The 24,241-nt window shown below is 54.9% G+C and carries 16 protein-coding genes, 2 tRNA genes and 2 rRNA genes; 10 read left to right on the top strand and 10 right to left on the bottom strand.

Translation table 11 applies throughout. The features are described 5' to 3' along the window. Positions 1-88 precede the first annotated feature (88 nt). From RB_RS17755 to RB_RS17740, 4 genes are all read right to left on the bottom strand, one after another. The gene (locus RB_RS17755; protein WP_011121964.1) at positions 89-2,497 is read right to left on the bottom strand and encodes a serine hydrolase; all 2,409 of its coding nucleotides are present in this window, start codon (positions 2,495-2,497) and stop codon (positions 89-91) included. A gap of 58 nt (positions 2,498-2,555) precedes the next feature. Continuing rightward, the gene (locus RB_RS17750) at positions 2,556-3,605 is read right to left on the bottom strand and encodes a dipeptide epimerase (RefSeq protein WP_164922169.1); all 1,050 of its coding nucleotides are present in this window, start codon (positions 3,603-3,605) and stop codon (positions 2,556-2,558) included. Continuing rightward, positions 3,602-4,681 carry a DUF1611 domain-containing protein gene (locus RB_RS17745; protein WP_011121962.1) on the bottom strand — a complete coding sequence of 360 codons (1,080 nt, stop codon included), beginning with the start codon at positions 4,679-4,681 and terminating at the stop codon, positions 3,602-3,604. The genes RB_RS17750 and RB_RS17745 overlap by 4 nt, the downstream gene beginning before the upstream one ends. A gap of 153 nt (positions 4,682-4,834) precedes the next feature. Next, the gene (locus RB_RS17740) at positions 4,835-5,209 is read right to left on the bottom strand and encodes a hypothetical protein (protein ID WP_164922168.1); all 375 of its coding nucleotides are present in this window, start codon (positions 5,207-5,209) and stop codon (positions 4,835-4,837) included. 231 nt (positions 5,210-5,440) lie between these two features. Here RB_RS17740 and RB_RS17735 point away from each other — a divergent pair, with 231 nt between their 5' ends. Genes RB_RS17735 through RB_RS17725 form a run of 3 tightly spaced genes read left to right on the top strand, consistent with a single transcriptional unit; the run spans position 5,441 to position 9,125 of the window. Beyond that, entirely contained in the window at positions 5,441-6,784 is a 1,344-nt protein-coding gene (locus RB_RS17735; RefSeq protein WP_276665344.1) for an MBL fold metallo-hydrolase RNA specificity domain-containing protein, read from the top strand. Continuing rightward, the gene (locus tag RB_RS17730) at positions 6,781-8,214 is read left to right on the top strand and encodes an NAD(P)/FAD-dependent oxidoreductase (RefSeq protein ID WP_011121958.1); all 1,434 of its coding nucleotides are present in this window, start codon (positions 6,781-6,783) and stop codon (positions 8,212-8,214) included. The genes RB_RS17735 and RB_RS17730 overlap by 4 nt, the downstream gene beginning before the upstream one ends. A gap of 23 nt (positions 8,215-8,237) precedes the next feature. Beyond that, entirely contained in the window at positions 8,238-9,125 is an 888-nt protein-coding gene (locus RB_RS17725; RefSeq protein WP_011121957.1) for an RAD55 family ATPase, read from the top strand. A 97-nt stretch (positions 9,126-9,222) separates the two neighbouring features. Here RB_RS17725 and RB_RS17720 read toward each other — a convergent pair whose 3' ends face one another. Further along, positions 9,223-11,163 carry a TlpA disulfide reductase family protein gene (locus RB_RS17720; protein WP_007325434.1) on the bottom strand — a complete coding sequence of 647 codons (1,941 nt, stop codon included), beginning with the start codon at positions 11,161-11,163 and terminating at the stop codon, positions 9,223-9,225. Positions 11,164-11,441: 278 nt separating this feature from the next. Here RB_RS17720 and RB_RS17710 point away from each other — a divergent pair. The 4 genes from RB_RS17710 to rrf all read left to right on the top strand — a co-directional run bounded on the left by RB_RS17710 (position 11,442) and on the right by rrf (position 15,591). After that, positions 11,442-11,515: transfer RNA gene (locus tag RB_RS17710), tRNA-Ile, on the top strand. 77 nt (positions 11,516-11,592) lie between these two features. Beyond that, a tRNA-Ala gene (locus tag RB_RS17705) sits at positions 11,593-11,665 on the top strand. A gap of 818 nt (positions 11,666-12,483) precedes the next feature. Beyond that, positions 12,484-15,375 (top strand): 23S ribosomal RNA (locus RB_RS17695). 107 nt (positions 15,376-15,482) lie between these two features. Further along, a 5S ribosomal RNA gene (gene rrf, locus RB_RS17690) occupies positions 15,483-15,591 on the top strand. An 837-nt stretch (positions 15,592-16,428) separates the two neighbouring features. Here rrf and RB_RS17680 read toward each other — a convergent pair. The 3 genes from RB_RS17680 to RB_RS17670 all read right to left on the bottom strand — a co-directional run bounded on the left by RB_RS17680 (position 16,429) and on the right by RB_RS17670 (position 19,172). After that, on the bottom strand, positions 16,429-16,689 hold the full coding sequence (locus tag RB_RS17680; protein WP_007328183.1) for a hypothetical protein: 261 nt from the start codon (positions 16,687-16,689) through the stop codon (positions 16,429-16,431). A 129-nt stretch (positions 16,690-16,818) separates the two neighbouring features. After that, positions 16,819-18,300: a DUF58 domain-containing protein gene (locus RB_RS17675; RefSeq protein ID WP_011121952.1), complete on the bottom strand. Its 1,482-nt coding sequence runs from the start codon at positions 18,298-18,300 to the stop codon at positions 16,819-16,821. A 248-nt stretch (positions 18,301-18,548) separates the two neighbouring features. Continuing rightward, complete coding sequence (locus tag RB_RS17670) at positions 18,549-19,172, bottom strand: peptidylprolyl isomerase (RefSeq protein ID WP_007328180.1); 624 nt, start codon at positions 19,170-19,172, stop codon at positions 18,549-18,551. Between the two features lie 274 nt (positions 19,173-19,446). Between RB_RS17670 and RB_RS17665 the strand changes: the two genes are divergently transcribed. Next, complete coding sequence (locus RB_RS17665; RefSeq protein ID WP_007328179.1) at positions 19,447-19,926, top strand: DUF6960 family protein; 480 nt, start codon at positions 19,447-19,449, stop codon at positions 19,924-19,926. A 39-nt stretch (positions 19,927-19,965) separates the two neighbouring features. On the opposite strand, the gene RB_RS17660 is transcribed toward RB_RS17665, so the two are convergent. Together RB_RS17660 and RB_RS17655 are read right to left on the bottom strand one after the other, a co-directional pair. After that, positions 19,966-20,445: an EVE domain-containing protein gene (locus tag RB_RS17660; protein WP_007332253.1), complete on the bottom strand. Its 480-nt coding sequence runs from the start codon at positions 20,443-20,445 to the stop codon at positions 19,966-19,968. A gap of 474 nt (positions 20,446-20,919) precedes the next feature. After that, on the bottom strand, positions 20,920-22,299 hold the full coding sequence (locus tag RB_RS17655; protein ID WP_011121949.1) for a PQQ-binding-like beta-propeller repeat protein: 1,380 nt from the start codon (positions 22,297-22,299) through the stop codon (positions 20,920-20,922). A gap of 116 nt (positions 22,300-22,415) precedes the next feature. On the opposite strand from RB_RS17655, the gene RB_RS17650 reads away from it, so the two are divergent. Together RB_RS17650 and RB_RS17645 are read left to right on the top strand one after the other, a co-directional pair. After that, positions 22,416-22,922: a SixA phosphatase family protein gene (locus RB_RS17650; protein WP_231845742.1), complete on the top strand. Its 507-nt coding sequence runs from the start codon at positions 22,416-22,418 to the stop codon at positions 22,920-22,922. Further along, entirely contained in the window at positions 22,919-24,145 is a 1,227-nt protein-coding gene (locus tag RB_RS17645) for a metallophosphoesterase (RefSeq protein WP_164922165.1), read from the top strand. Before RB_RS17650 ends, RB_RS17645 begins: the two co-directional genes overlap by 4 nt. Positions 24,146-24,241 lie beyond the last annotated feature (96 nt).

Below are 24,241 nucleotides of genomic sequence, written 5' to 3'. Positions count from 1 at the left end.
CTTCGTTTCGGGAGAGGTGCTCAAATGCTGAAACCCGCTAAAACGCGGCCTCGATCAACGGCAAGACCTCAATGGAGTGGTGTGGCCTTCAGTTGGGAATCGCTTCGAAGGGGAGATTGCCAATTCGGTATTGTTGCCAGCCATCAAAATCGAAGTGCCACCATTCGAACTCGTAAACTTGAAAGCCTGCGGTCTCCATCGCTCGTCGCAGCAAGCCTCGGTAGTAACGTTCTCTTTGGGTGCCACCCGGATACAAGGGAAACGATCGTGCGCTGAACTCGTCATAACCTGACACCATCGGAATGACTTCTTGGGTCGTGCGGTCGAAGAGCGTCAGGTCCAAGGCGCAACCGCGATTGTGTCGTGAACCCTGTGCTGGGTTGGCGACAAAGTTCTTCATTTCGCTAGGAGTTGCGTCCCAGAACATCTTGGTGACTCGCCACGGTCGGTAGGCATCGTAAATGAGCAGACCCAAGTTTTGCTTTGCGAGTTCCTGGTGCACTTTCACGGCGGCTTCGGCGGCGGGACGTTGAGCGAACGCTCGCGGTTGCTGGTAGAAAACCGTGTCCATGAAGTTGTTGGTCGTCGCGTACCGAATGTCCAACTCGATGCTGGGGTCAAGCGAAGTCAGTTCGGTCAGATCCGACGGGCGGAAGTTGCCTCCTTCATGAGGAGGTTTCGCGGCATCGGCGAGCTCACGCAGTTTGTCGACCGGAAGTTCCCGCTTGATTTTGAAGGTCTCGCCAGCTTTGGTTCCCACCTCGCGTTTTTGAAAGGCGACCTGGGCGGCAATGACTTCTGTGATTTCGCCTGAATCATCGCGGTTGAAGATCAATTCTTCGCCGTGATAGAGCCCGTGATCGGGGAACGCGAAGCGATCCTGGCTCACTTGGGTGAGCGGGTAGTAATAGAACCACTCGATCAATGCGTGCAGTTGTCCATGGCGTTCGAGGATGTAGAGCGTGTTGTGGTCCCAGCCGTATTCACCGATGAGGTCGCGCCATTCGTCGCGAATTTCTGGTGGGGGAGCGTTGGAGAGCCGCGTGTAGGTCGCATCGTCGATGACCAGGTACGTTTGGTCTTGTTGAATACGGGGGCCAAACCCGAAGCGATCGTCCAGGACCAATTCGCCAGTGTCCGATCGGCTGCGGATTTCTCGTTGGAATGTTCCTTTCCACAGCAGCAGTCGATCGCCGATCCAGTCCACGGTCACCGTTCGAGAAGCGTCGCCGGGCATGGAGGAGTAGACCCCAGCCAAACTGCGGGCTCGCGAGCGGGGCACCGGTTCGGTTGAAACGGGCGGAGTCAGTTGTTGGTTGTTTCGAACGGCAAGCATGCCCTCCAGTGCCTGGTTACAGATTCGCGTGATCCAGTTGTTCGTTCCGTCCAGCGAACTGGCAGCGATGACGGCGATGTTCTCGTCTGGCAAGATCTCGAGCTGGGTTGAGAAGCCATACACGGCTCCCCCATGACCGACTCGGCGATGTCCTTGGAAGTCGCTGACACGGAAACCGATTCCGTAGGGCAGTGGTTTTCCGTCGGAGGTCTCGCCGGGTTGGAGCATCTCATTGAGAGAAGCGTCCTCCAGAATTTTCTCGGGATGTTGCCCCATCACGAACAAGCTGAACTGGGCCAGGTCTTCGACGCTGGAATACAGGTTCCCGGCCGGACCGGTGCCGAGCAGGAACTCGGGAGCGGCAAACGCGGGACGGTCATAGCCCCACATCCAGCCATCGGCGGTGTGTTCCAACAAGGCTTCGTTCTTTTCGAAGCTGGTGTGAGTCATCCCCAGTGGTTCGAGCACGTGTTGTTGGACGTATTCCGGATGCGACACTCCAGCGGCCTCTTCAACCGCCAATCCGATGACCGATACCCCCGCGTTGGAGTATTTGGTGCGAGAGCCTGGGGCGTAAACAGGCGGAGTGTCCGCGAGGCTGGCGACGGTTGCTTTCAGATTTGGTTCGGTGGGATCGAAGTAGTTGCCCACCGGTGATTCGCGAACGATGCCGGCGCGGTGCTGAGTCAGTTGCCGTAGCGTGATTTTCTCGCTGTGCTCAGCATCGGCGATCTTGAATTCGGGTAGCACCTTTTGAACAGGGTGATCCAAATCCAGTTCGCCTTGTTCGACCAGTTGCATCAAGGCGACGTCGGTCAGCAACTTAGAAATCGAGCCAACTCGGTAGACCGTTTTCCCGGAAGCAGGGGTGGTCTTGTCGGCATCTTGAAATCCGAACCCTGCGGACGAGACAACCTTTCCATCTGCCACCAACGCGATTGAGAAGCTGGGGATTTGCTTCTGTTCCATTTCGGAACGAATTGTTTGTGATAGTTGCTCGATGAGTTGGCGATAGTCATGGTCGTCCGTTTTTGATGCGGCGGGCGGGCCGGCATGCAGAGATGTCGAAGCCATGAGTGCCAATGCGATTCCTGCGAACCAGTTCTGGAAAGCGGGGAATCGTCTGGAAGCGAAGTGACGGGAGAGCGGGTTGTGGTTCATGATCGTGTGGTGTGGCTTGATGAAACGACGCTCAGGATGCAGAGAATTGCTGAGTGGTTCACTGGATCAGGAAGTGGGGCAGGGCGGTGGAGACCAGTTCCGCACCGGTTCCCAGTTCCGCAGGCATTTTGAGATGCCCGCGGGTGACTTCGACGCCGCGGGCAGGGCTGTCCGAGATCAGGTTCGCCCCGTCCAAGTCAGCGAAATCGAGCAACGGTGTGAGCTGTGCTGCTCCACTGATGCCAACGGCGGATTCCACCATGCAGCCGACCATGGTCAGTTTTTCGCGGCGTTTGGCTTCGGTCAGCATCTTGCGAGCTGGGGTCAGCCCGCCGCACTTGCAAAGTTTGACGTTGATGCCGTGGAAGAATTGGAAGCATGTTTCCAGGTCAGCTTCGGTTTGGCAGTCTTCGTCGGCGATGATCGGAAGCGAAGATTCTTCGAACACCCGTTGTTTGTCAGCGGGATCGGCGGAACGGGGCAGGGGTTGTTCGATGAATTGAACACCCAAGTGCCGGAGTTCTTTGGAGTAGTCGATTGTCTGTTGGGCCGACCAAGCACAGTTTGCATCGACCCGGAAGGTGGCTTCGTTGCACTGACGAAGCTGGCGGATGATTTCCAGATCGTGGTCAGTGCCCAGTTTGATTTTGTAGAGGTCCCAACCGGAGTCGGCATCCAGCTTTCGCCGCATCTCTTGAACGGTATCAATTCCGATCGTGAAGCTGGATTGCAAATCGGGGTTCCAGGTCAGCCCCCAGTGATGCCAAAGCGTCGCTCCCGAATTTCTCGCGTGCCAATCATGGCTGGCCATGTCCAACGCTGACAGCGAGAACATGTCACCGACGAGTCGTTCTGAGAGGCGATGCCAATTGTTCTCGGGCGTGTCCTCAAAGCACATCGCGAGATCGTTTGCACTCAGGCCGTTAAGAGCATCGCTCATCGCGGAAATGGTGTGCCCGTAGTAGTCGTTCGCGGTGACTTCGCCGTAGCCCGTGATTCCATCGTGTTCCAACGCAACGATCAGGCTGTCTTGGTGAGTGATGGTTCCTCGTGAAATGGTGAAGGGATCACGCAGCGGCAAACGAACGGCGTAGAGATTCAGCTTCACGCTCCGGTCTCCTGCAAGACGCGGGGAGCACACGCGGCTCGCAGTTCCAAGGAGGTTCGAACCAGTTTGTCCGCACCGTCGCGGTAGACGTCGCAGGCTGGCAAGCCAAATCGATGTTCGGCTCGTTCGACTTCGAGTTTGGCTTCGCCGGGTGACAGCTTTCGAGTGTTGATCGAAATGCCGATGAACTTGCACGGCCCACGCAAATTCGCGAGTTGTTCGATGGCCTGCATTTGTTTTTCAAGCGGTGGGATGGCGCAACCATCGAACCCTTTGACTTCGGTGCGACCGGCTTCATAGCAGAACACCAGACCTTGCGGGGCACATCCATGAAGCAGACCGAGCGTGACCGCGGAGTAAGCCGGATGAGAAATGCTGCCTTGCCCTTCGACGAGCAAGAAATCAGCGTCTTCGTTGTCTCGAACCAAGTATTCGACGGCTCCGTTGACGAAGTCGGAAACGACGCAGTCCGCCGGAACGCCGCGACCGGAGATCATGATTCCGGTTTGGCCGGTCGCGAGAAAGCGAGACGATTTGCCAGCGGCTTGAAGACCACGGTCGATTTCGACCGTGGTGACCATTTTGCCGATGCTGCAATCATGCCCGACCGCATGGATGCGAATGCAGTCTTCTCGAAAGGGTTTGCCGGTGGCGGTTTCTTTCCAGTGGTTCTTTCGAACGTCAACGATTTGCGAACCCGACTGCTGGGCGAGTTCACGCCACTCGTTGTCGTCGGACAGAAAATCATGCAGTCCAGAAACAACGTCGACACCGGCGCGAATGGCCGCTTCCAATTGCGGACGCCAAGCCTCGGGAAGCTTGCCACCGGGAGGTGCGATGCCGATGTAGATCGCGTCGCAGTTCAGTTGGGGAGACCACTGTGCGACCACTGGCGCGTCGCCCGCGCTGAAAAGCTCGGCTGATGTCTTGCCCGCATGTTCGCGATCGATCACTGCGGCGATATCCGCGGTTCGATACCGCAGCAAGCTGATGGCTGTCTTTGCCAAAAACGGGGTGGAGGCGCCGTCGGTGAGGAGAGCGATGCGTCGATGCTGGGTCAGCAGTTGGTTGTTCATCGATCGACTGTCAGAAGGGGAGGGCAGAACTCAAATGGAAGTGGTTCGCTGGTGCCAGCGAGGGTTCCAATAGGCTAGCGACAGACTGATTTGAAGTCTTGCGCGGGTGCGTAAATCTGTTGCGAAAACGCGCAGGCCCGGCCCGGAGGGGGATCACCCATGCCGCATCATTTGTTGCAGGCGATCGAGGGTGAGCACCATCTGGTTCCACTCCGCGACAACTTCCATGGTTGGCATCTCCGCACAGTCGTTGCGATCGTAACCGCGTTCACTGATGCGGACTCGGCCGTCCAAGACCGCGACCGGCGTGGATCCGGGGCGCTGGCCGGATGCGTCGCCAGACGGAGGGCGGTTGGTGATCGTGGGCGAGTTCTCGTTGGTTGCCGATGCGGACAGCGAATCGTCGTCTTCATCGGTCGGCATGACTTGCTGCATGACTTGGTGGACTGCCCACAGAGCGGCTTTGCGAGCCGAATCGGCGGCGACAACACTGCGGAAAGTACCTGATTGCACGTAAAACTTGGCCATGAGAGGTGTCCTCGGTGGTTGAGAGGGGGAGAGAAGCGGCGACACCCATGACATCGGACGGGTGCGTGACACGTTTGGTCATCGAGGCGGACGCCCTGGCTGGATTGGTTGCACTGCGGGCCCTCGACGCGTTCGCCGCGTGGTTGCGGACCCTCGACGCGTTCCCCGCGTGGTAAAGTGCTGCGGTGGCGTGACGGACCGCTCGCGTTGTTTCTCCTTGTCTTGCTTCTGATGTCGCTTATGAAATTGGTTCACCACGGTGCGCACGAAGGTGTCACTGGTTCTTGTCATCAACTTTGGATCGACGATTCCCAGAGCTTGTTGGTTGACTGTGGCACGTTCCAAGGCGAAGACGCTCGGAAGAAGCCCAACCCCGAGATTGAGTTTTCGCTAAGAGGGATTCAGGCGTTGTTGCTGACCCACGTGCACATCGATCACGCGGGTCGGATTCCGTATTTGTTGGCGGCTGGTTTTGATCATCCGATTCTGTGCAGTGCACCCACGGCGAAGTTGTTGCCGCTGGTCATGGAAGACGCGTTGAAGATTGGATTCACGCGTTCCAAACGGTTGATCAAGAAGTTTCTCGGTCAGATTCGGAAGTTGTTGGTGCCGCTTCCGTACCATCAATGGCATGACTGCCCCGGCGGGGTGAAGGTCCGCTTGTTGCCGGCCGGTCACGTGTTGGGCTCGACGATGTTCGAGATCGAATTGAAAGACGGGCGGCGAGCGGTTTTCAGTGGCGATGTGGGAGCGGGAACCAATCCTCTTTTGAATCCACCGGTCAGTCCCGAGCGGGCGGACTTGTTGGTGCTGGAGAGCACTTACGGTGATAGGTTGCATCCCCCGAAGGCTGATCGGCAAGCGGAATTGGAGGCGGTCATTCGGCGAACGCTGGATGATTCGGGCGTGACAATTGTGCCCGCGTTTTCACTCGGACGTACCCAGGCGTTGTTGTATGAGCTCAACGCCATCTTCGAACGCATTCAAGAAACCGAGCATCGAACGCTGATGAAGCGGGTCGATGTCATCGTCGACTCGCCGCTGGCCACTCGCTTCACCGCTCTTTACAAGGAAATGAAATCACACTGGGGCGAGGAGGCTCAGGTGACGTTGGAAACCGATGATCAACCGCTGGTGTTTGAAAATTTGACCACGGTGGGCAGCCATTCGGAGCACAAGGAAACTGTTCGGTACTTGGCCAAACACAATTTGCCCGCGGTGGTGATTGCCGGAAGCGGCATGTGCACGGGAGGTCGGGTGGTCAATTACCTCAAGGCGTTCATCGGGCAGGAGGAAACCGACATCGTGTTTGCTGGCTATCAAGCGGGAGGCACGCCGGGAAACTACATTTCGCGGGGGAGCGATTGGGTGCGATTGGACGGCCGGCGATACGATGTTCGTGCCAAGACTCATCAACTGACCGGGTACTCGGCTCACGGTGATCAGGAAGATTTAATCGCGTTGGTGGAGGGAATGACCGATGCACCGAAGGAGATTCGTTTGGTGCATGGCGACTACGCCGCCAAACGGGCATTGACTCAAAAACTGACAGAAAAAGGTTACCACCTGATATGAGTGGTTCGGAATCATCCGTCGAGCAACCATTCACGGAAACATTGATCATCGGTGGCGGATTGGCGGGGCTGACATGCGGCCGCGTCTTGGCGGACGCCGGTCGCGAGTTTCGGATTTTAGAAGCAACCGATCGCGTGGGCGGACGCGTTCGCAGTGACGTGGTCGATGGCTTCACGCTGGACCACGGTTTTCAAGTTCTGTTGACGGCGTACCCGGCGTGCAAGCAGTTTTTGGATTACGACGCGTTGCGGCTGTGCCGGTTTGAACCCGGGGCTTTGGTCAGGCAAAACGGTCAGTTCCGGCTGCTGGGAGATCCTTGGCGACGGCCGACGGCGGCGATTGCTTCGGCGATGAACCCCGTTGGTTCGTTGGTCGACAAGTTGCGAATCGCGAATCTGCGTCGGGCCAGCAACCGCGGTTCCCTGCAAGATTTGTATGAGCGATCAGCATCGCCGACGCTCGAACGTTTGCGTGCAGATGGCTTCAGCGAAAGAATCATCGACCAATTTTTTCGACCGTTCCTTGGTGGAGTCTTCCTGGACGAATCGCTTTCGGTGTCCAGCCGGATGTTGGAATTTGTCTTTCGAATGTTTGCCGGTGGCGACATTGCGATTCCCGCCGATGGCATGGGGGCGATTCCGAGACAACTGGCGGAGCGATTGCCGCGAGGGTCGATTCAGTATCAAACCACGGTGCAGTCGGTCGAACCGCTTTCCGAATCGGAGCGGTCCGCATTTGGTGATGAGCCGTCAGGTCACGTCAGACACCGCGTGGTGTTGTCCGATGGAACGGCGGTGATGTGCCGGCACCTGGTGATCGCGACTCCCGCGGGGGCGGCGGCCAGGTTGTTGGGGATGGAATCGATGGCGACGCCGTGGTTTGGAACGACCAATTTGTATTATGCGGCGGAACAATCGCCGGATTCGAATCGATTGTTGATGTTGCGGGGCGATGAGTCGGGGCCGATTCAAAGTGCGGTGGTGATGAGCGATGTCGCGCCGTCGTACGCGCCGCCCGGCAAGGCGTTGGTGTCGGTCAGTGTCGCTGGTGATCAGGAGCCGCCGGATGGTTTGGACGACGAAGCGCTTGATTGTCGAGTGCGATCGCAGTTGAAGGATTGGTTCGGCGATGAGGCGATGCGTTGGCGGTTGCTGCGGGTTTTTCGAGTTCCTTATTCACTGCCAAAGATGTCGCTGAACACCGTGGTGAAGTCGCCTGCGTGGGAGGATTGGCGGCGGGCGAACTTGGAAGACGGCAATGTGTCTCTACCCGAAACGTCATCGGGTGAAGCTCCTTCCGCAGACGACCGCGGGGCAGGGCAGAGCAGGGCAGGGGTGTGGATCGCGGGCGACCACTGCCAAACGCCCAGCATCCAGGGGGCTATGGACAGCGGACGAATCGCTGCCGAGCATCTGCTTTTGAATCAGTGAAACCCCGCGAGAATGGACGCACCATGAGTCAGAGATTGCAAACTGGAATCACAACGTTGGACGAGATGCTGGGCGGAGGGTTGCTGCCCGGGACAATGACCGTCGTTCTGGGAGCGACGGGAATCGGCAAGACACAGCTCGGAATTCAATTCGCCAAACACGGGCAAACTCAGGAAGGCGAACGCGGCGTCGTGTTTGATTTGACCTCTCGTGGTGATTCACAGAACCATTCGGAGTACGCCAAACGTTTGGGTGAATGGCAGTTGTCGGAGGCTGCCGCGGATCAACCGGTCACGCTGAATGAGGTTTGGGATCGCGAAAAGACTCGTCGCGACAGCATGCATTTGTTTCAGGATTCGGGTCGGCGGGTGACGTCCTCGGACATGGACGCGGATGATTGGCGTCGTTGGTCGTCCGAGCGAGCTAAAAAACTGGACCGCGCGATCGCGTTTTTCTACGGCAATTTTGCTCACGGTGTCCGGCGGGTTGTGATCGATGGGGTGGAACCGGTCGATCGGGCGGCCGAGTCGATTCAGTTCGAACTGATCGAATACATCCAGAATCAGATCCTTCGCAAGGAGCACGATTGGCTGGCACGTGACCTGTTTCGTGTGCATTTCCGCGAAAACGCGGAACGAATCGAGGCTCATGCCTACGACCATCAACAGCTCGGCGGTTTGTTGCTGGCGACCTCGCACGAGGTGATGTTGGACGATTTGATCGCCCGGCCGATTCAAAGTGGCGACGTGTTGTCCAATGCCAACACCATCATTTTGATGGGCAAAACACGCGACGGGAACAAGATGGGACGCGCTCTTTGCGTCGCGAAACATCGGGGCAGTTACTGTGAGGAATCGATCGTGCCGTATCGCATTTCAGAGGACGGTTTGATCGTTGGCGACGACGTTTGAGTGGTGGAAACGTTTGAGTTTAGAGAGTCAGTGCGCAAAAAAATCGGTGAGCAACCCAGGTTGCTCACCGATTGAATTTGACTGCGTCGGTTGACGTCTACTTCAGCAATTTCTCAATCGCGTCGTCCAGTTCGGCAGCACCGATGTTGTGGTCGACCACACGTCCTTTGGAGTCGATCAGCATCGTGGTTGGCAGCGTTTGAACGCCAAATTGTTTGGCCAACGGGCTGCCTTCCAGCCCACCGTCTTCGTGCAGGTGCACCCATGGCAGAGCGTTCGTCTTCAGGAATTCAGACGCTTGTTCGAGTTGGTTGTCGATGTTGACGCCGACGATTTGCAGTCCGGCACGCTGGTAGCGAGCTTGCAGGCCACGCAGCAATTTCATGTCGTTCTTGCAGGGTTCGCACCAAGTCGCCCAGTAGTGAAGGACAACCGGACGACCGCGAAGTGCGCTCAAACGGAAGGCCTTTCCTTGGACAGTCCGGCCTTCGAGATCGACTTCTTTGCCTTCGGATTCCAGTCGGCGGACGGCGCCCGCGGCACGTTCGGCCGCTTCGGTGCCGCGGAAGTCTTTGGCAACTTCTTTGTAGAATCGAAGTGCTTCGGTTTCCTTGTCCTCGAATTCCTTGCTGAGTGCCAGCTGCAATTTGGCGGCGGCGGTTTCAGGGGCTTGTGGGTAGCGATCAGCGAATTCGGTGAGTTGTTCCAGCCACCAAACTTGGTTTTCGGCAAAGTCAGCGTCTTCGGTTTGGCGAGCGATGTACTCGGTCCCGATCAACTGGTATTCGGTGTAAGCACGCATGGCTTCTGACGCACCGCCCTTTGAGCTTTGCATCGATGCGGCCAAATCCTTCAGTCGTTTCAGGCCTCCCGGATAGGTTCCGCTCTGGGTCGCAACGCTGACGGTGTCGACCAATTGTCGGGTCCAGGTATCGCGTTCGGCGGGAGTTTCCGCGGCGGCGATCAGCTTTTCGACGATATCGGCGCGGCGTTCATTGAGTTTTGCGAGTGCTTTTGGGTCACCTTCGCCGACCATTTGCGAGTCGACTGCTTCGAGAGCACCGACCAGTTCTTGTGTCTTCGAATTTCCGGCGGATGAGACACCCGCACCGGCGGTGGAGGAGCCTCCCGGAGTGAAGAAATTGCCGTTGGACTGAGCGATTGGCTCGCCGGTTTCAGCCAGCACGGGCAGGTCGACCAGTTTCCACGCATCGTTGATTCGGATCACGGTTCCGACCAACATTTGTCCTGATTGGCCGCTGGTTTCGTACATTGCGACGGCATTCTCGTAAGCCATCACGTCCTTTTTAACACCGATGTCATCTGCCGGAACGATTCCGGGAGTCGCGGCGGCGAACTGGATCCATTGCGATTTCGGACCGATTGCTTTTTGGGTTGCAGCGAACTTTTTGAAGTTCGATGCCGCTCGGGAAGCCTTCTTGATCAGGCTCTCGAGACGATCGCCGGTCAATCCAGCGGACTGGAGTTCTTTGGGAGATGCCAACAGTGTGACAAAACGATTTCCGTCAGCATTTGCCAGCGACTGGACCAATTCGCGAGTGGTTTCTTCGGCTGAAATCATCTTCCAGCTATCAATTTGTCCATCTTCGTTCTCGTCGATGCCCCAGCGTGTCCCACCGGTTCCCATCCATCGGTACTGGTCTGCTTTTCCGTTGAAATTCGCGTCCACATCGCGATAGACCTCGACGCCGTATTGGAAATAGCACCATAGGTCGACCTTTTTGTCGCCGTTGGTGTCGGCAAATCGGCGAAGCAAAGTCCCATCGGCACCGGAAACTTCCCAGCCTGACCAATCATCGCGTTCTATATCGCGAACTTCGCATTTTTCGACGTCGCCCGGTTCGACTTGTTCATATTCCACGCCATCTTGCACCGGTTTCAGCCCCAATGCGGCGGCGGCCGATGGGGGAGCTGCGGACGAAGTTGTCGCCAACATGGTGGAAAGAACGAGCGAACCGCCCCCGAGGACAAAGCCTCGGACCGACCAGGACGCGGGAAAACGGTTGTGTTTACTCATGGCAGCTAAACAAATCCTTCTGATTGACTTGCACATCGAAATGGAACGAACGATCCGAACAAGGCGGACGTCGGAGCGACATTTTGCCGGAATTCGGGGGTTCGAGGGAACGTTGATTCAAGACTTCCCGGCCATGAAGACGAAAAAAACGCTCACGGAATCAGAGGAATTGGTCAAAAACATCGCCAAAGTGCGTTTGACAACAAACCAAAACTTCCTAAACTTCCGACCCGCCTCGCGAAAGCGAGGCAGAAACCATCAGGTCCTGTGGTCCTGACGGGCGTGTAGCTCAGTTGGTTAGAGCGCGTCGCTGATAACGACGAGGTCCCAGATTCGAGTTCTGGCACGCCCACTCGAGTGCCGAGGTGGTAGGGCAATGTTCCCGTTTTCAACGGAACGTCACCCTTCCTCCTCGAAACTCAAAATCACGGGGGTATAGCTCAGTTGGGAGAGCGTCTGCTTTGCAAGCAGAATGTCGTCGGTTCGAGTCCGTCTACCTCCACTTGGTTCAATTCACAATCTGGCTCAAGTCAGGATGTGCTGAGAACCGAAAGTTGAAGGACACCCGCTTCACTGCGGGTGACTGGAAACAAGCAGGGATGAGAAGTCCCGGTTTGCTTCTGGAACACTTCACTCAGAAACACTTCACGAAGAATCAAAACTTTCTTCAGAATTGCGACTGATTGAGGTTGACCAGAATCGCCGGCTCGCTATCTTTCCTGTCCCGCCGCTGAGCAAGGCTCTGCGAGGCTCTTCAAAAGAGCTGAACAGCGTTCTGTAACGCGGCAAACAAGTCGAAGTCAGCTCTGAAACTTATTTCAAATTTCACCGCTTCTTCCACTTGACTCGAAGTTAGCTCATCGCTAACTTCCTCGCTCGCTCAAAAGCGACCGACTGATCTCTAGCTCTTAACGCAAGAGATTGATCGGCTGTTTTTGGCAGCGTCTCTCGGGTCCTCGCCTAGCGAGCATCCGGGAACTTGATTTTTGAAAATTTGGTTGTTTGGTAGTTGGCATCTGAAAAGAGCACCATGCGACGGATGTGAGTGAGCCTTTTTCCGGGGTTCAGGAGCATTTGTCAGTAGGGTAATAAGTTCTTCGGAAGCGTCGCTGCAATAGAGTTTCGAAAGAAACTGATTGTGGTGATTTGATTCTGATTGGATTCTTGAGCGGTTCAGTTGTTTCTCGGTGAGAAGCTCTGAGCCACTGTGTGATATCGTTAACTAGATAGCACTGAAGCTTGAAACCAAGATGTTGTGCCTTTGTTCGCTTTCGCAAGGAAGTGTGGCTTAGGTATGCGTTTTGAGTTCGGGATTTCGGTGGCCAATCTATTAAGGGCACATGGGGGATGTCTTGGCGTTAGAAGGAGAAGGGCGTGGAAGTCTGCGAAAAGCCTGGGGAAGTTGACACACAAGCGATGATCCCGGGGTTCCCGACCACAGCACACTGAATACATAGGTGTGTTTGTAACAACCTGGTGAACTGAAACATCTAAGTAACCAGAGGAACAGAAAGAAAAATCGATTCCGTCAGTAGCGGCGAGCGAAATCGGAATAGCCCAAACCGAGGAGGTTTCCTTCTCGGGGTTGTAGGACTTCAATATGGGATTGAGACGTGTTAGTGAAACGACTTGGAACGGTCGGCCACAGAGGGTGACAGCCCCGTACGCGAAAATATTGTCTCACCTTAGAAGCACCTGAGTAGGTCCAGTCACGTGAAACCTGGACTGAATCCGCGGGGACCATCCCGTAAGGCTAAATACTCTCTAACGACCGATAGCGAACCAGTAGCGTGAGTGAATGGTGAGAAGAACCCCTGCTAGGGGAGGAATGTGAACCTGAAACCATGTGCCTACAAGCGGTCGGAGCACTATTTTAATGTGTGACGGCGTGCCTTTTGCATAATGATCCGGCGAGTTGTGGTAATCGGCTTGGTTAAGTTCTGACGGAACGAAGCCCAAGGGAAACCAAGTCTGAATAGGGCGTTGGTCGATTGCTGCAGACGCGAAACCTGTGTGATCTACCCATGGGCAGGTTGAAGCGCGGGTTAAACTGCGTGGAGGACCGAACCCACTTAGGTTGAAAACTGAGGGGATGACCTGTGGGGAGGACTGAAAGTGTAATCAAACCAGGAGATAGCTCGTTCTCTCCGAAATATCTTGAGGGATAGCGTCGAGTAAATTAGTGACCGGGGGTAGAGATACTGAATCGGATGGGGGCCCTTCCAAGGGTACCCCACCGAACCAAACTCCGAATACCGGTTCACCTTACCTCGGCAGTCAGTCCCTGGGGGATAAGCTCCAGGGTCGAGAGGGAAACAACCCAGATCGCCTGCTAAGGTCCCGAAGTACTACTTAGTCACTAAGGAAGTTGAAGTGCCGTGACAGCTGGGATGTTGGCTTAGAAGCAGCCACCATTTAAAAAGTGCGTAACAGCTTACCAGTCGAGCATTTCTGCGCCGATAATGAACGGGAGTAAGTAGTACACCGAAGCAGCGGATTCTAGATTTATCTAGAGTGGTAGGAGAGCGCCGATGATCAGATACGAGCCGTACGGTAACGAGCGGTGTCGGGGTCATCGGGTGATTATGCCGGAATGAGTAACGATAAAACAGGTGAGAATCCTGTTCGCCGAAAGCCTAAGGTTTCCTGGGGAAGGTAAATCCGCCCAGGGTTAGCCGGTACCTTAGTCGAGGCCGAAAGGCGTAGACGATGGATAGAAGGTCAATATTCCTTCGCCACATGGGTACTTCGATGCGGGGACGGCGTCCAGAAAGTGAGCGGTACGAATAGAAATGTCCGTAGCGAAAACTGAGGTGTTGGGGGATAAATGACCTGACATAAGCCAAGGTTGAGCTCGAGAGCATCCAAGTTCTCGAAGTCATTGGAAGGACGTCCAAGAAAAGCCGCTAAGTTATGTGCCCTGTGACCGTACTAAAACTGACACAGGTAGGCGAGATGAGAATTCTAAGGCGCTCGGGAGAACGGTGGTTAAGGAACTCTGCAAAATGGCCCCGTAAGTTCGCGATAAGGGGCGCCTCCGACGGTTCACGCTGTTGGAGGCCACAGAAAATCGGCTCTAACGACTGTTTATCAAAAACACAGGTCTCTGCTAACACGCAAGTGGATGTATAGAGACTGACGCCTGCCCGGTGTTGGTAGGTTAAGGAAGACGGTTAGCTCTTCGGAGCGAAGCTGGCGACCGAAGCCCCAATAAACGGCGGCCCTAACTATGAGGGTCCTAAGGTAGCGAAGTTCCTTGTCGGGTAAGTTCCGACCTGCATGAAAGGCGTAACGATTGGAGCACTGTCTCAACCACCGACCCGGTGAAATTGTAGTTGTGGTGAAGATGCCACATACCCGCGGTTAGACGGAAAGACCCCGTGAACCTTTACTGTAGGCTGCTATTGGGTTGAGATATGTCTTGTGTAGGATAGCTGGGAGACTTTGAACTTTGCACGCTAGTGTAGAGGGAGTCGTTGTTGAAATACCAGCCTGGTCATATTTTAATTCTAACTTTGATCCCCTGAAACGGGGCAAAGGACAGTGTCAGTCGGGCAGTTTGACTGGGGCGGTCTCCTCCCAAAGAGTAACGGAGGAGTGCAAAGGTACACTCAGCCTGGTCGGCAATCAGGCGTAGAGCGTAAAGGTAGAAGTGTGCTTGACTGCGAGACTCATAAGTCGAGCAGGAACGAAAGTTGGCCTTAGTGATCCGGTAATCCCGAATGGAAGGGTTATCGCTCATCAGATAAAAGGTACTCCGGGGATAACAGGCTTATCGCATCCGAGCGTCCACAGCGGCGATGCGGTTTGGCACCTCGATGTCGGCTCATCACATCCTGGGGGTGTAGAAGCTCCCAAGGGTTTGGCTGTTCGCCAATGAAAGTGGTACGTGAGCTGGGTTCAGACCGTCGTGAGACAGGTCGGTCCCTATCTGCCGTGGGCGTTCGAATCTTGATGGGATTCAACTTTAGTACGAGAGGATTTAGTTGGACGAAGCTCTGGTGTACCAGTTGTCGCGCTAGCGGCACGGCTGGATAGCTAACTTCGGAAAGGATAAACGCTGAAAGCATCTAAGCGTGAAGCCCGCCCAGAGATAAGGATTCGTAGACATTAGTCGAAAGCCCCCTGGAAGACTACCAGGTTGATAGGTTGGACGTGTAAGTGCAGTAATGCATTAAGCAAACCAATACTAACGGGCGAAAGTTTGGCCACCGATATCCCGCACTCATGCGGTCCAATCGGATCGGCTTCAAGAAGTTAACTTGTTCAACTACCAAACAACTGGCCTCACGGCGGCGAAACATTCGTCGTGAGGTCTTTCCGGCGATCATATCTTAAAGGTTATACCTGTTCCCATTCCGAACACAGCAGTCAAGCTTTAAGAGCCGATGATAGTGCCCACCAGCGTGAAAGTAGGTCTTGCCGGATTTTTAAAAACCCTTCTGAGTTTTCTCAGGAGGGTTTTTTTATGCGCAGTGTGAAAGTTGCTCAGGGCCACAGGGCCACAGAGACTCAGTTGCCAGGACTCGTGCTCTTGCTCGTGCTCTTGCTCTTGCTCTTGCTCTTGCTCTTGCTCTTGCTCTTGCTCTTGCTCTTGCTCTTGCTCTTGCTCTTGCTCGTGCTCGTGCTCTTGCTCGTGCTCGTGCTCGTGCTCGTGCTCGTGCTCGTGCTCGGACTCGGACTCGGACTCGTGCTCGGACTCGTGCTCGGACTCGGACTCGGACTCGGACTCGGACTCGGACTCGGACTCGGACTCGGACTCGGACTCGGACTCGGACTCGGACTCGGACTCGGACTCGGACTCGGACTCGGACTCGGACTCGGACTCGGACTCGGACTCGGACTCGGACTCGGACTCGGACTCGGACTCGGACAGTGTGGTTTTGGCGGGCAGTTTGATTCTGGGTTGCCTAGGCCTTCGAACAGGGTGAATTGCCGGCTGAATCGAGGCTTGGAGGGAGCTGGCTTGCACGGCGTTCTCCTCCGCGCGGCTTCCGGGATATCGTGCCTGGTCTTGGCGGTTTGGTGGTACGTCTTGCTTTCGTGTTCGTTTCGTCGTTTGGGGCTATTGTTTTGGGGGGTTCCGCATGATGTATCCCTCCTGCAGAAGCTGTTCAGGGGCCTCTTTGGAGGTGGCGTTTGGTTGGCCAACGGCGAACATCAACCATACGTGTTCGTTTGAATGAGGGCTTTGGCCACGAAAAAAGCCACGGTCATCGGAATGAGCCGTGGCTTTTTGGTTTTTGTTTCGTTGCGGGTGAGCTTTCAGTCTCCGCTTCGTCCCCAGCGTTTGGGAAGAGTGATGGCATAGAGAATGACAACAGCTCCCACGGCCAACATTACCCAAGGGAAACGTTCCGTCGGCGTCCAGACTTTCGTCGTCTGGGCAGGCGTTACTCCGGGATCAATGAATTCAACTGCACTGGAGTCTGCTGCTGCGTAGACCGTTGCGGAGTCGATGAGCATTGTTTCAACACCCAAGATCACCATCATGATTCCGACGGCTAGAAATAGGCTTCTCCACATTCGATTGCACTCCAATTTTCGTCTGTTGTAACAGTAGACGTTAGATCGGATCGGCGTTTTCGCGGGGGGCAGTGAGTGTTTGCAGTGTCGGCGTTTTGATCGCCGTTTTTCGATTCTTCGTTTCAATCATTACAGCAGGTGCTGTGCTTTTACTTGCAGGTATTGATTGACCATCGGTGCACTCAATTCGTCCGGGAACGCATCGACCACTAGAACGCCTTTGTGACGAAGTCCCGATAGGACTTCTTCTCGCCAAACCAGCATTTCTGCGGCAGCTGCGGCCCGATACGTTTTGGTTTCGTCGAGCGAAGTGGTTGCGATTTGTCCGTTCGTGGTTTGGAGAACTTCGGCGGGATAGTCTGCCGCATCAAACATTTCGCGATCTCGAAGAACCACAGCCAGTGGAAGGTGTGTTCCGGTAAGGTTGGAAAGATGGTCCGAGACGACTTCCGCATTCACTTCGTCAACGATGTTGGTGGTGAGTGTTACGAGCGACCGACGTTTGCAATGAGAATTGAGGTAGAGGAAGGCTTGGTCATATCTCGATTCGACCATTCTCGGGAACTGGTCAAATCCGGCCTGCAGCAACCGATTCATTTGGCTTGCCCCGCCGCGTGGCGGCAGATACGCATGAATCGTATCGCTGAAACAGATCATTCCAACTGAATCTCCCTGATGCAGTGCCACATAGGACATCATCAGGATGGAATTGAGGGCATGATCCAGCAAGGAATAGCCATTTCGCTGGTTGGTCATCATCCGACCGCAGTCGAGAAGGAAGATTAGGCGTTGGCTTTGGTCGCTTTGGAATTGCCGTACGGTGAGTTTGTTGCGGCGGGCCGTGCTTCGCCAGTCAATATGTCGGTAGTTGTCGTCGCGTGTGTAATCCCGCAAGCGTTCGAAATCGCTGTCTTGTCCAATTCGTCGAGTCCGGCGCACCCCGATTAGGCTCAGGCGGTCCGTGCGTGCGAGTAGCGCGTAGTCAGACAACTGCTTCATATCGGGAAAGACATTCAGCTGGCTGTGCAGTGAACGATTGATATGCCGTTGCCATAAACCCAGCGGGCTGAAGAGTTTGAGATCGACGCGATCAAGTTTGAACGCGCCTCGCCGGTGGGGGGTTAGTTTCCGACGCAACTGCAATTGCAGTCTAGGAGGCAAATCCAGATTGTGCTGAGTGGGCTCGGAAACGAAGTATTCAGGGACATCGTCTCGAATATCGCCACGCATTCTTAGTTGCGTGTGATTTCGCAGAATGAGCGAGCAGTCGAGCGGAACGCCCAGAGAACTCGTGCGAGAAACGGTCCGCTCGATCGTCAGTCCGTCACCAAGCATCTTTCGGGTGGTGATCACGAGCAGCAATCCGTCAATTGCGGTCACCGCGATGACTAGTCCATCGAAAAGTCCGAGAATGACGAGCAAGCTGGGGAAAAACACGACCGCGACACTGAGCACGACGCTGATTCCGATCATCGCGACCCAACGTCGGGTCGGGTAGATTCGCAGCCAAAATGCAGCCAAAACCAGCGGCAAGCTGGCAAGCACCAGTAAAAGCCACGGCCACTGGCTGGCGATTTCGAAGAGCGTTTGAAAACGTTTTCCGAAGCCCATGTATGCTCGGTCAGGTTGGAGAAATCGGCATTTGTCGTGTGGTCACAGTCTATCACGCTGCCGTTTGCTTCGTGTCACCTCATGTGATGACGCAGGTACTTTAGAAGACGCAGGTACCTTGAATTTGTAGGCGTGAGATGAAGCTGGCTAATGACACAAAAAAACGCGTCGCGAAATTGGAGTTCAGTTCCAAATCTGCGACGCGTCAGTTGAAAGGCTAGTTTGAGATTGGCTCAAACTGGTTGCTGTTACTCTTTAACTTCGCCGGCTTCGGTGATCTTGATCAACTTACGAGTCTGGCCCGATCCACTGCCTTGAGCTTCAATTTTCTTGACGACATCCATGCCCTCAATCACTCGCCCGAAAACGACGTGTTTTCCGTCCAACCACGGGGTTGGAGCGACGGTGATAAAGAATTGTGAACCATTGGTGTTACGACCACTGTTTGCCATGCTCAGCAGACCAGGGGTCGTGTGTTGGAATTTGAAGTTTTCGTCGGCAAACTTCATCCCATAAATGCTTTCACCACCGGTTCCGTTGCCGGCGGTGAAGTCGCCGCCCTGAAGCATGAATCCGGGAATCACGCGGTGAAATGCGCTGCCTTCGAAATCCAGAGGCACGCCCAATTTTCCTTCGCCTTTTTCCCCGGTCGACAGTGCACGGAAGTTCTCGGCTGTTTTGGGGACGTCCTTGCCGAACAACCCCAAGACGATGCGTCCCGCTGGCTCGCTGCCGATTGAGACATCGAAATAGACTTTATGAGTAACCTCGCCTTTGGCTGGATCAGCCGCGGAAGTCGAGGAGGCGGGGCCTGCAGTCAAACCGAAGGTTGCGATTCCAACCAGCGACAAAACGAAAGCACGAACAGTCATGGCAAACTTTTAAAGGGGAAAATGGTGGGAGCCGCTATGAGAAGACGGCTGACTTTACTCACATTGAACCAAATCCGCCGGATAGTCTCCAACCCCACAAAGCGCGGGTGTGCCGCTGGGCGATCTGACCGACAAAACGTTGGTCCACAAATAGATGGTCAACCTGTCTGACGCACGAAACGGCGGACTGGTTTGTTAAAATCGAGGTCTGAATTCCGGTTCTTTTACGATTTGTAGCGAACCGGCTTGTTTCATCGGACCCGAGAGCGACGTCTTGATCGAATTTCCACAGTACGGGATCTATCCGCGTTGGCCAGAAGACGGTCAGGGGTGGATTCATCCGGACGATGTTGCCGTCGTTTCGAAGCTCCTGCCCGGCGAACGGGTGGTGCGACGGGAATCATTCGACGGCACCTATTATCACTGTCGCTATGGAAAATGGACTTTTCGCTTGCGACCCGCGTTGTGGTTGCAGATCAAAGCTGAGGATCTGGATGTCGGTGACGAGGTCGAGACCGTGGGGCTCGGGATGGAACGAGATCTGTTTGTCGGCGAAGTGATCGGAATGTACTACGTCCGCCGAAAAGGTCGGATTGCCTATCGTTTAAGGCGGTCCGATCAGAACATTCCGCGACTGTTCTTGCGGGAGCATCTGCGATTGTTGTCAGACAAACAGCGAGTCCGGCAGGGCGAGATCGAGCATCCCACTCCCAAGTGGAACGGATCGGGGGAACGAATTGGATTCTCGGATTGATTGCGCGGTGGAGGTGCTATGAGCCGAGACCGCTGCGACTTACTTTTCGGAAAGTTTGACGACCCGGTCAAATTGCTTTTTGGAGACAGGCTGAACTGACAGACGGCTGCCTTTTTGAAGCAATACCATGTCGACCAAGGGACTGCGAGCTTTGGTGGCTTCTTCTCGCAATTCGGCCAAGGTAACCGGGCGTTCTAGTTTCTTGTTCAGTTTGATGTCGACCATGTACCAAGTCGGTGAATCCGGATTGCTTTTGGGGTCGAAATAGTGGCTCTTTTTGTCGAACGCGTGATGGTCGGGATAGCCACCGCGGCTCACCGTTGCCAGGCCAACAACAGCGGGCGTCTTGCAGGCCGAGTGATAAAAGAGAACTTGGTCGCCTTCTTCAATTTCGTCACGAAGCAAATTGCGAGCTTGGTAGTTTCGAACACCTTCCCAGCAGGTGATTTGCTCGGGTTGTTCAGCCAAGTCATCAATGCTGAACGTGTTCGGTTCCGTCTTCATCAGCCAGTACTTCATCAGTTTGCTCGAGGTGTCGTTGGGTGCGGGTGTTCGGTTGAGTCAATTTGTGCGGGCACGGCGATTTTTCGTCGAATTGTTTCGAAGGTGTGTCGATAACTCAAGAAGACGCACCGCAAATGTGTGTCGATGAAACGAATTCGTCTGCTCCCGCACGATTGCGGTTGCTTAATTCAGGCCATGGAAACGGCCTTGTATCCGTTTTCCATGCGCGGTCTCGTGTTTCACGCGAGGTCACGCTTTTGGCCTGAGGCAAAATATGAACGTCGACGCAATTCACACCGCATTGGGCATCGCATTCACCGCTGTTTGGCTTTTTGTCGGCCAGATCATTGTGGATAGCCATTGAAAATGCCCCGATGCTTGGGCACCGAGGCATATCGAAGCGGTCGAGCGGTCGTTACTCCGCCGTTGATTAGGACGTGTGCCCAATCATTCCTGCCGACGGTTTTGAAACGAAAGCAGTCGGCAAACTCACTCTGGTTTTGCCAGACTGTAGGCGACGATTTCTTGGTCGTTCCGAATGAAGACGGTTTGGTTTGCATAGGCAGGATGAGTCCATGCCACCGACCGACCAAACGCTTCTTCGGTGGGTTCGATCGCGTGAAATCGCCCATGCTCTTCGAATCCATCTTTGGAAAGCGTCGCGATCATCAGGTCGCCGTTTTCCGAGAAAACAAAGAAGCGATTGGAATCGCCGATTCGAGTCAGAAACGCAGTGCCATGTTTGATGAATCGTTTTTCGTCCGGTTGGGTGGCCTGGAAGGTTGACCAAAGACGATCGCCATTTTGGGCATCAAACGCAATCAATTCCCCAACGTTGCAATCGGTTCCGTAAACGACCCCATCGATGAAGACGGCGGGGCTGTTGCTAGAAAACACCGAGTGATCTCGTTCGCCACGCCAAAGTTCTGTGGCGGCGGTTGCGTTTTCGTTGAGTTCGAACATCACCGATTCGGTACGAATTCCACTGGCGTATACTCGGTTGCCATCGACGGCGGGGACAGCGATCGACATATCAAACATCGGACTGAGTTCGATGTTCCAGATCGGTTCGCCGCTGACCAAATTCAGTCCATGAATGCCGGTGGGCGAAAAGACCAGCAGTTGTTGTTGATCGCCACGCTTCAAAATGGATGGAGCACAGTAACCGGCGTTGCTATCAAGTTGCTTCCAACGAACTTCTCCCGTCATTTTGTCAAACGCAACCACGCCTTGTCCGTCGCCACCGACCATCGTGTAAAGCAAGTCACCTTCGATCAACGGATGTGCGGCGAAACCCCAGATTGGAACTTCGGCTGAGAAGTCTTTAGGGAAATTGCGGCTCCAAATCAGTTCACCATCCGTGACTGATAGGCAACGCAAATCGCCCTCACTTCCGAGGATGTAGACTCGATCACCGTCGATTGTGGGCGTACAGCGTGGGCCGGCAGGATACGAAATGCTGTAAGGACGTTCGTACTCGTGACGCCACAGTTCCTTGCCAGTTTCTGAATCCAAAACGATCAACCGTTCATCGCCCGTCAAATTCGCGCGTTTGCCGGGATCGTTGAACGCCTCGCCCTGGCGTCTCGCGTAATCAAACACAAACACTCGCCCGTCGGCGACCGATGGACCCGCGTAGCCGCCGGCGATGGAGACTTTCCATTTTTGTTTTAGCCCCGAATCCGGGATCGATTCGATGACGCCCGATTCGCGATAAACTCCATCGCGTTGATCTCCCATCCAACCCGACCAGTCATCTGCAGTAGCGAGCGGAGTCGTGGCAGCGACTATTCCGAGGACAAGCAGATTCGATCGAGCACAGGAAACCAAATCGAGGGGCGAGATGCGAAAAAGAGAAGAAGCACGCATGTTGTGAAGTCCGAGAATTGGGATGGGAACCTTTGCGTACTATATGTTCTTTTGCTGGTTCGAACCGCTTTGTCCCTCCACCTTCTGCTGATCCAACCCAAATGCGATTGATTTTGATGCGTCACGCCAAAAGTGACTGGGCCGACGCCAGGTTGTCTGATCACGAACGACCGCTGAACGCCCGGGGACGTCGCGATGCCCCGAGAATTGCGGGGTGGATGCAGGACAACGGTTGCCAACCTGATTTCCTGCTCTCTTCTGATTCCAAGCGGACTCGCGAGACGGCAGCATTTCTCAATTCGCGTTGGGATTCGACCGTCCCAACCTATTTTTCATTGGATCTTTATTTGGCATCCGCATCGGCGATTTTCCAAATGATCCGTTCGACCAAGCAGTGGCTTGCCGACGAAAATGGAACTTCGATCAGCACCCCGGAAACGTTGCTCGTTCTAGGACACAATCCGGGGATCAGTGCGGCGGCGAGCGAGTTGCTGGGGCACTCGTGTGGATTCCCCACCGCGGGGCTGGCGGTATTCGAGTGCGAAGTCTCGTCTTGGTCGGATGAGCTTGGCCCAGAGAATTGCGAAGTCTGGAAAGAGATCCGGCCGAAGCAACTTCCATGATCGATCTCATTCAACCACTGGCCAATCGCTTGGACACTCTTTTCGCGGAGCCGCTTTTTCGCATCTTGTTGCTGGCTGCAATTTTGCTTGCACACTTTGGATTGCGGCTGACGTTCTACAATCGCTTGAACTCGATGGGATGGAAGCGAGCCACGATCAAGCGAATCGAGAAGATCGCTTTTGCTGAAACCTGGATCACGCCTTTTGTTTTGGGATGGATTTTCTTTCATCCAATCTTGAGTTGGTTGCGCGGTGAAGCTCGTTTGGAAGTCCTGCCCGTTGGTGTGCTGGCTTATGCCGCGTTCTGTTTGGTGATGGGCGGCCTGTTTGGATTTCTGTGGTTGTTGTGGCGACCGATTTGGAAAATTCAACATGTTTCGGCGAAGCGTGATGTTCAGGTGCATGACGTTTCAAAACAAACCGGACTGACGTTGGCACGCACTCGCAAGTGTCGATGGGCGGCGAAGTTGCCGATGAACCAGATCTTCGAAATGGCGGTGGAGCAGATCGAGTTGCCCGTCGTTGGTTTGCCGGAGAAGCTGGATGGGTACAAGATCGCTCATCTGTCAGACATTCATTTGACGGGGCAAGTCGCACCTGACTTCACTGCTCACGCGGTTTCGATCGCCACAGATTGGTCGCCGGATTTGATCGCACTGACGGGCGACATTGTCGACAAACAACCCTGCGTGGCTTGGTTGCACGGTTTGTTTTCGCCCGCGCGAGCGAAGGACGGTTGTTACTTCGTGCTCGGCAACCATGACACGCGTGTTTCGGATCCTGACGTGGTGCGGGACCGAATGACGGACGCCGGATGGATTGATGTTGGCGGGAAAATCGAAACGGTGTCTTTGCGTTCGCTTGAGTGTCAGTTGTTGGGGAATGAGTGGCCCTGGTTCACTCGGCCGAACGACCCGTTCATCTCGGATGAGAGCATTGACTTTCGATTGTGTTTGTCACACAGTCCCGATCAATTCGATTGGTGTCGTCGGAACGGGGTGGATTTGATGTTGGCTGGTCACACCCATGGCGGGCAAGGTCAATTGCCATTGGCCGGTCCGATTTTGAGCCCCAGTTGGCACGGCAGTCGTTGGGCATCGGGAGATTTCTACCGATCACCGACGACGCTGCACGTTTCGCGTGGGCTCAGTGGAGTTCATCTGTTGCGTATTCGTTGTCGGCCTGAATTGTCGCTGATCACCTTGCGGTGCCCAGGTTCGTAATCCGCAACACGATCTCCGTCGCCGGATTCGCCAAGAATTTGGGCGCGATCTTCGTAGCCGGATTCGCCAAGAATTCGGAACCCAGGCACTAGGCTG

Origin of the sequence: Rhodopirellula baltica SH 1 (genome assembly GCF_000196115.1) — a bacterium.
Classification (GTDB): Bacteria; Planctomycetota; Planctomycetia; order Pirellulales; family Pirellulaceae; genus Rhodopirellula; species Rhodopirellula baltica.
Note: the sequence above shows the minus strand (reverse complement) of the source record. Positions and strands in the feature narration are given on the sequence as shown.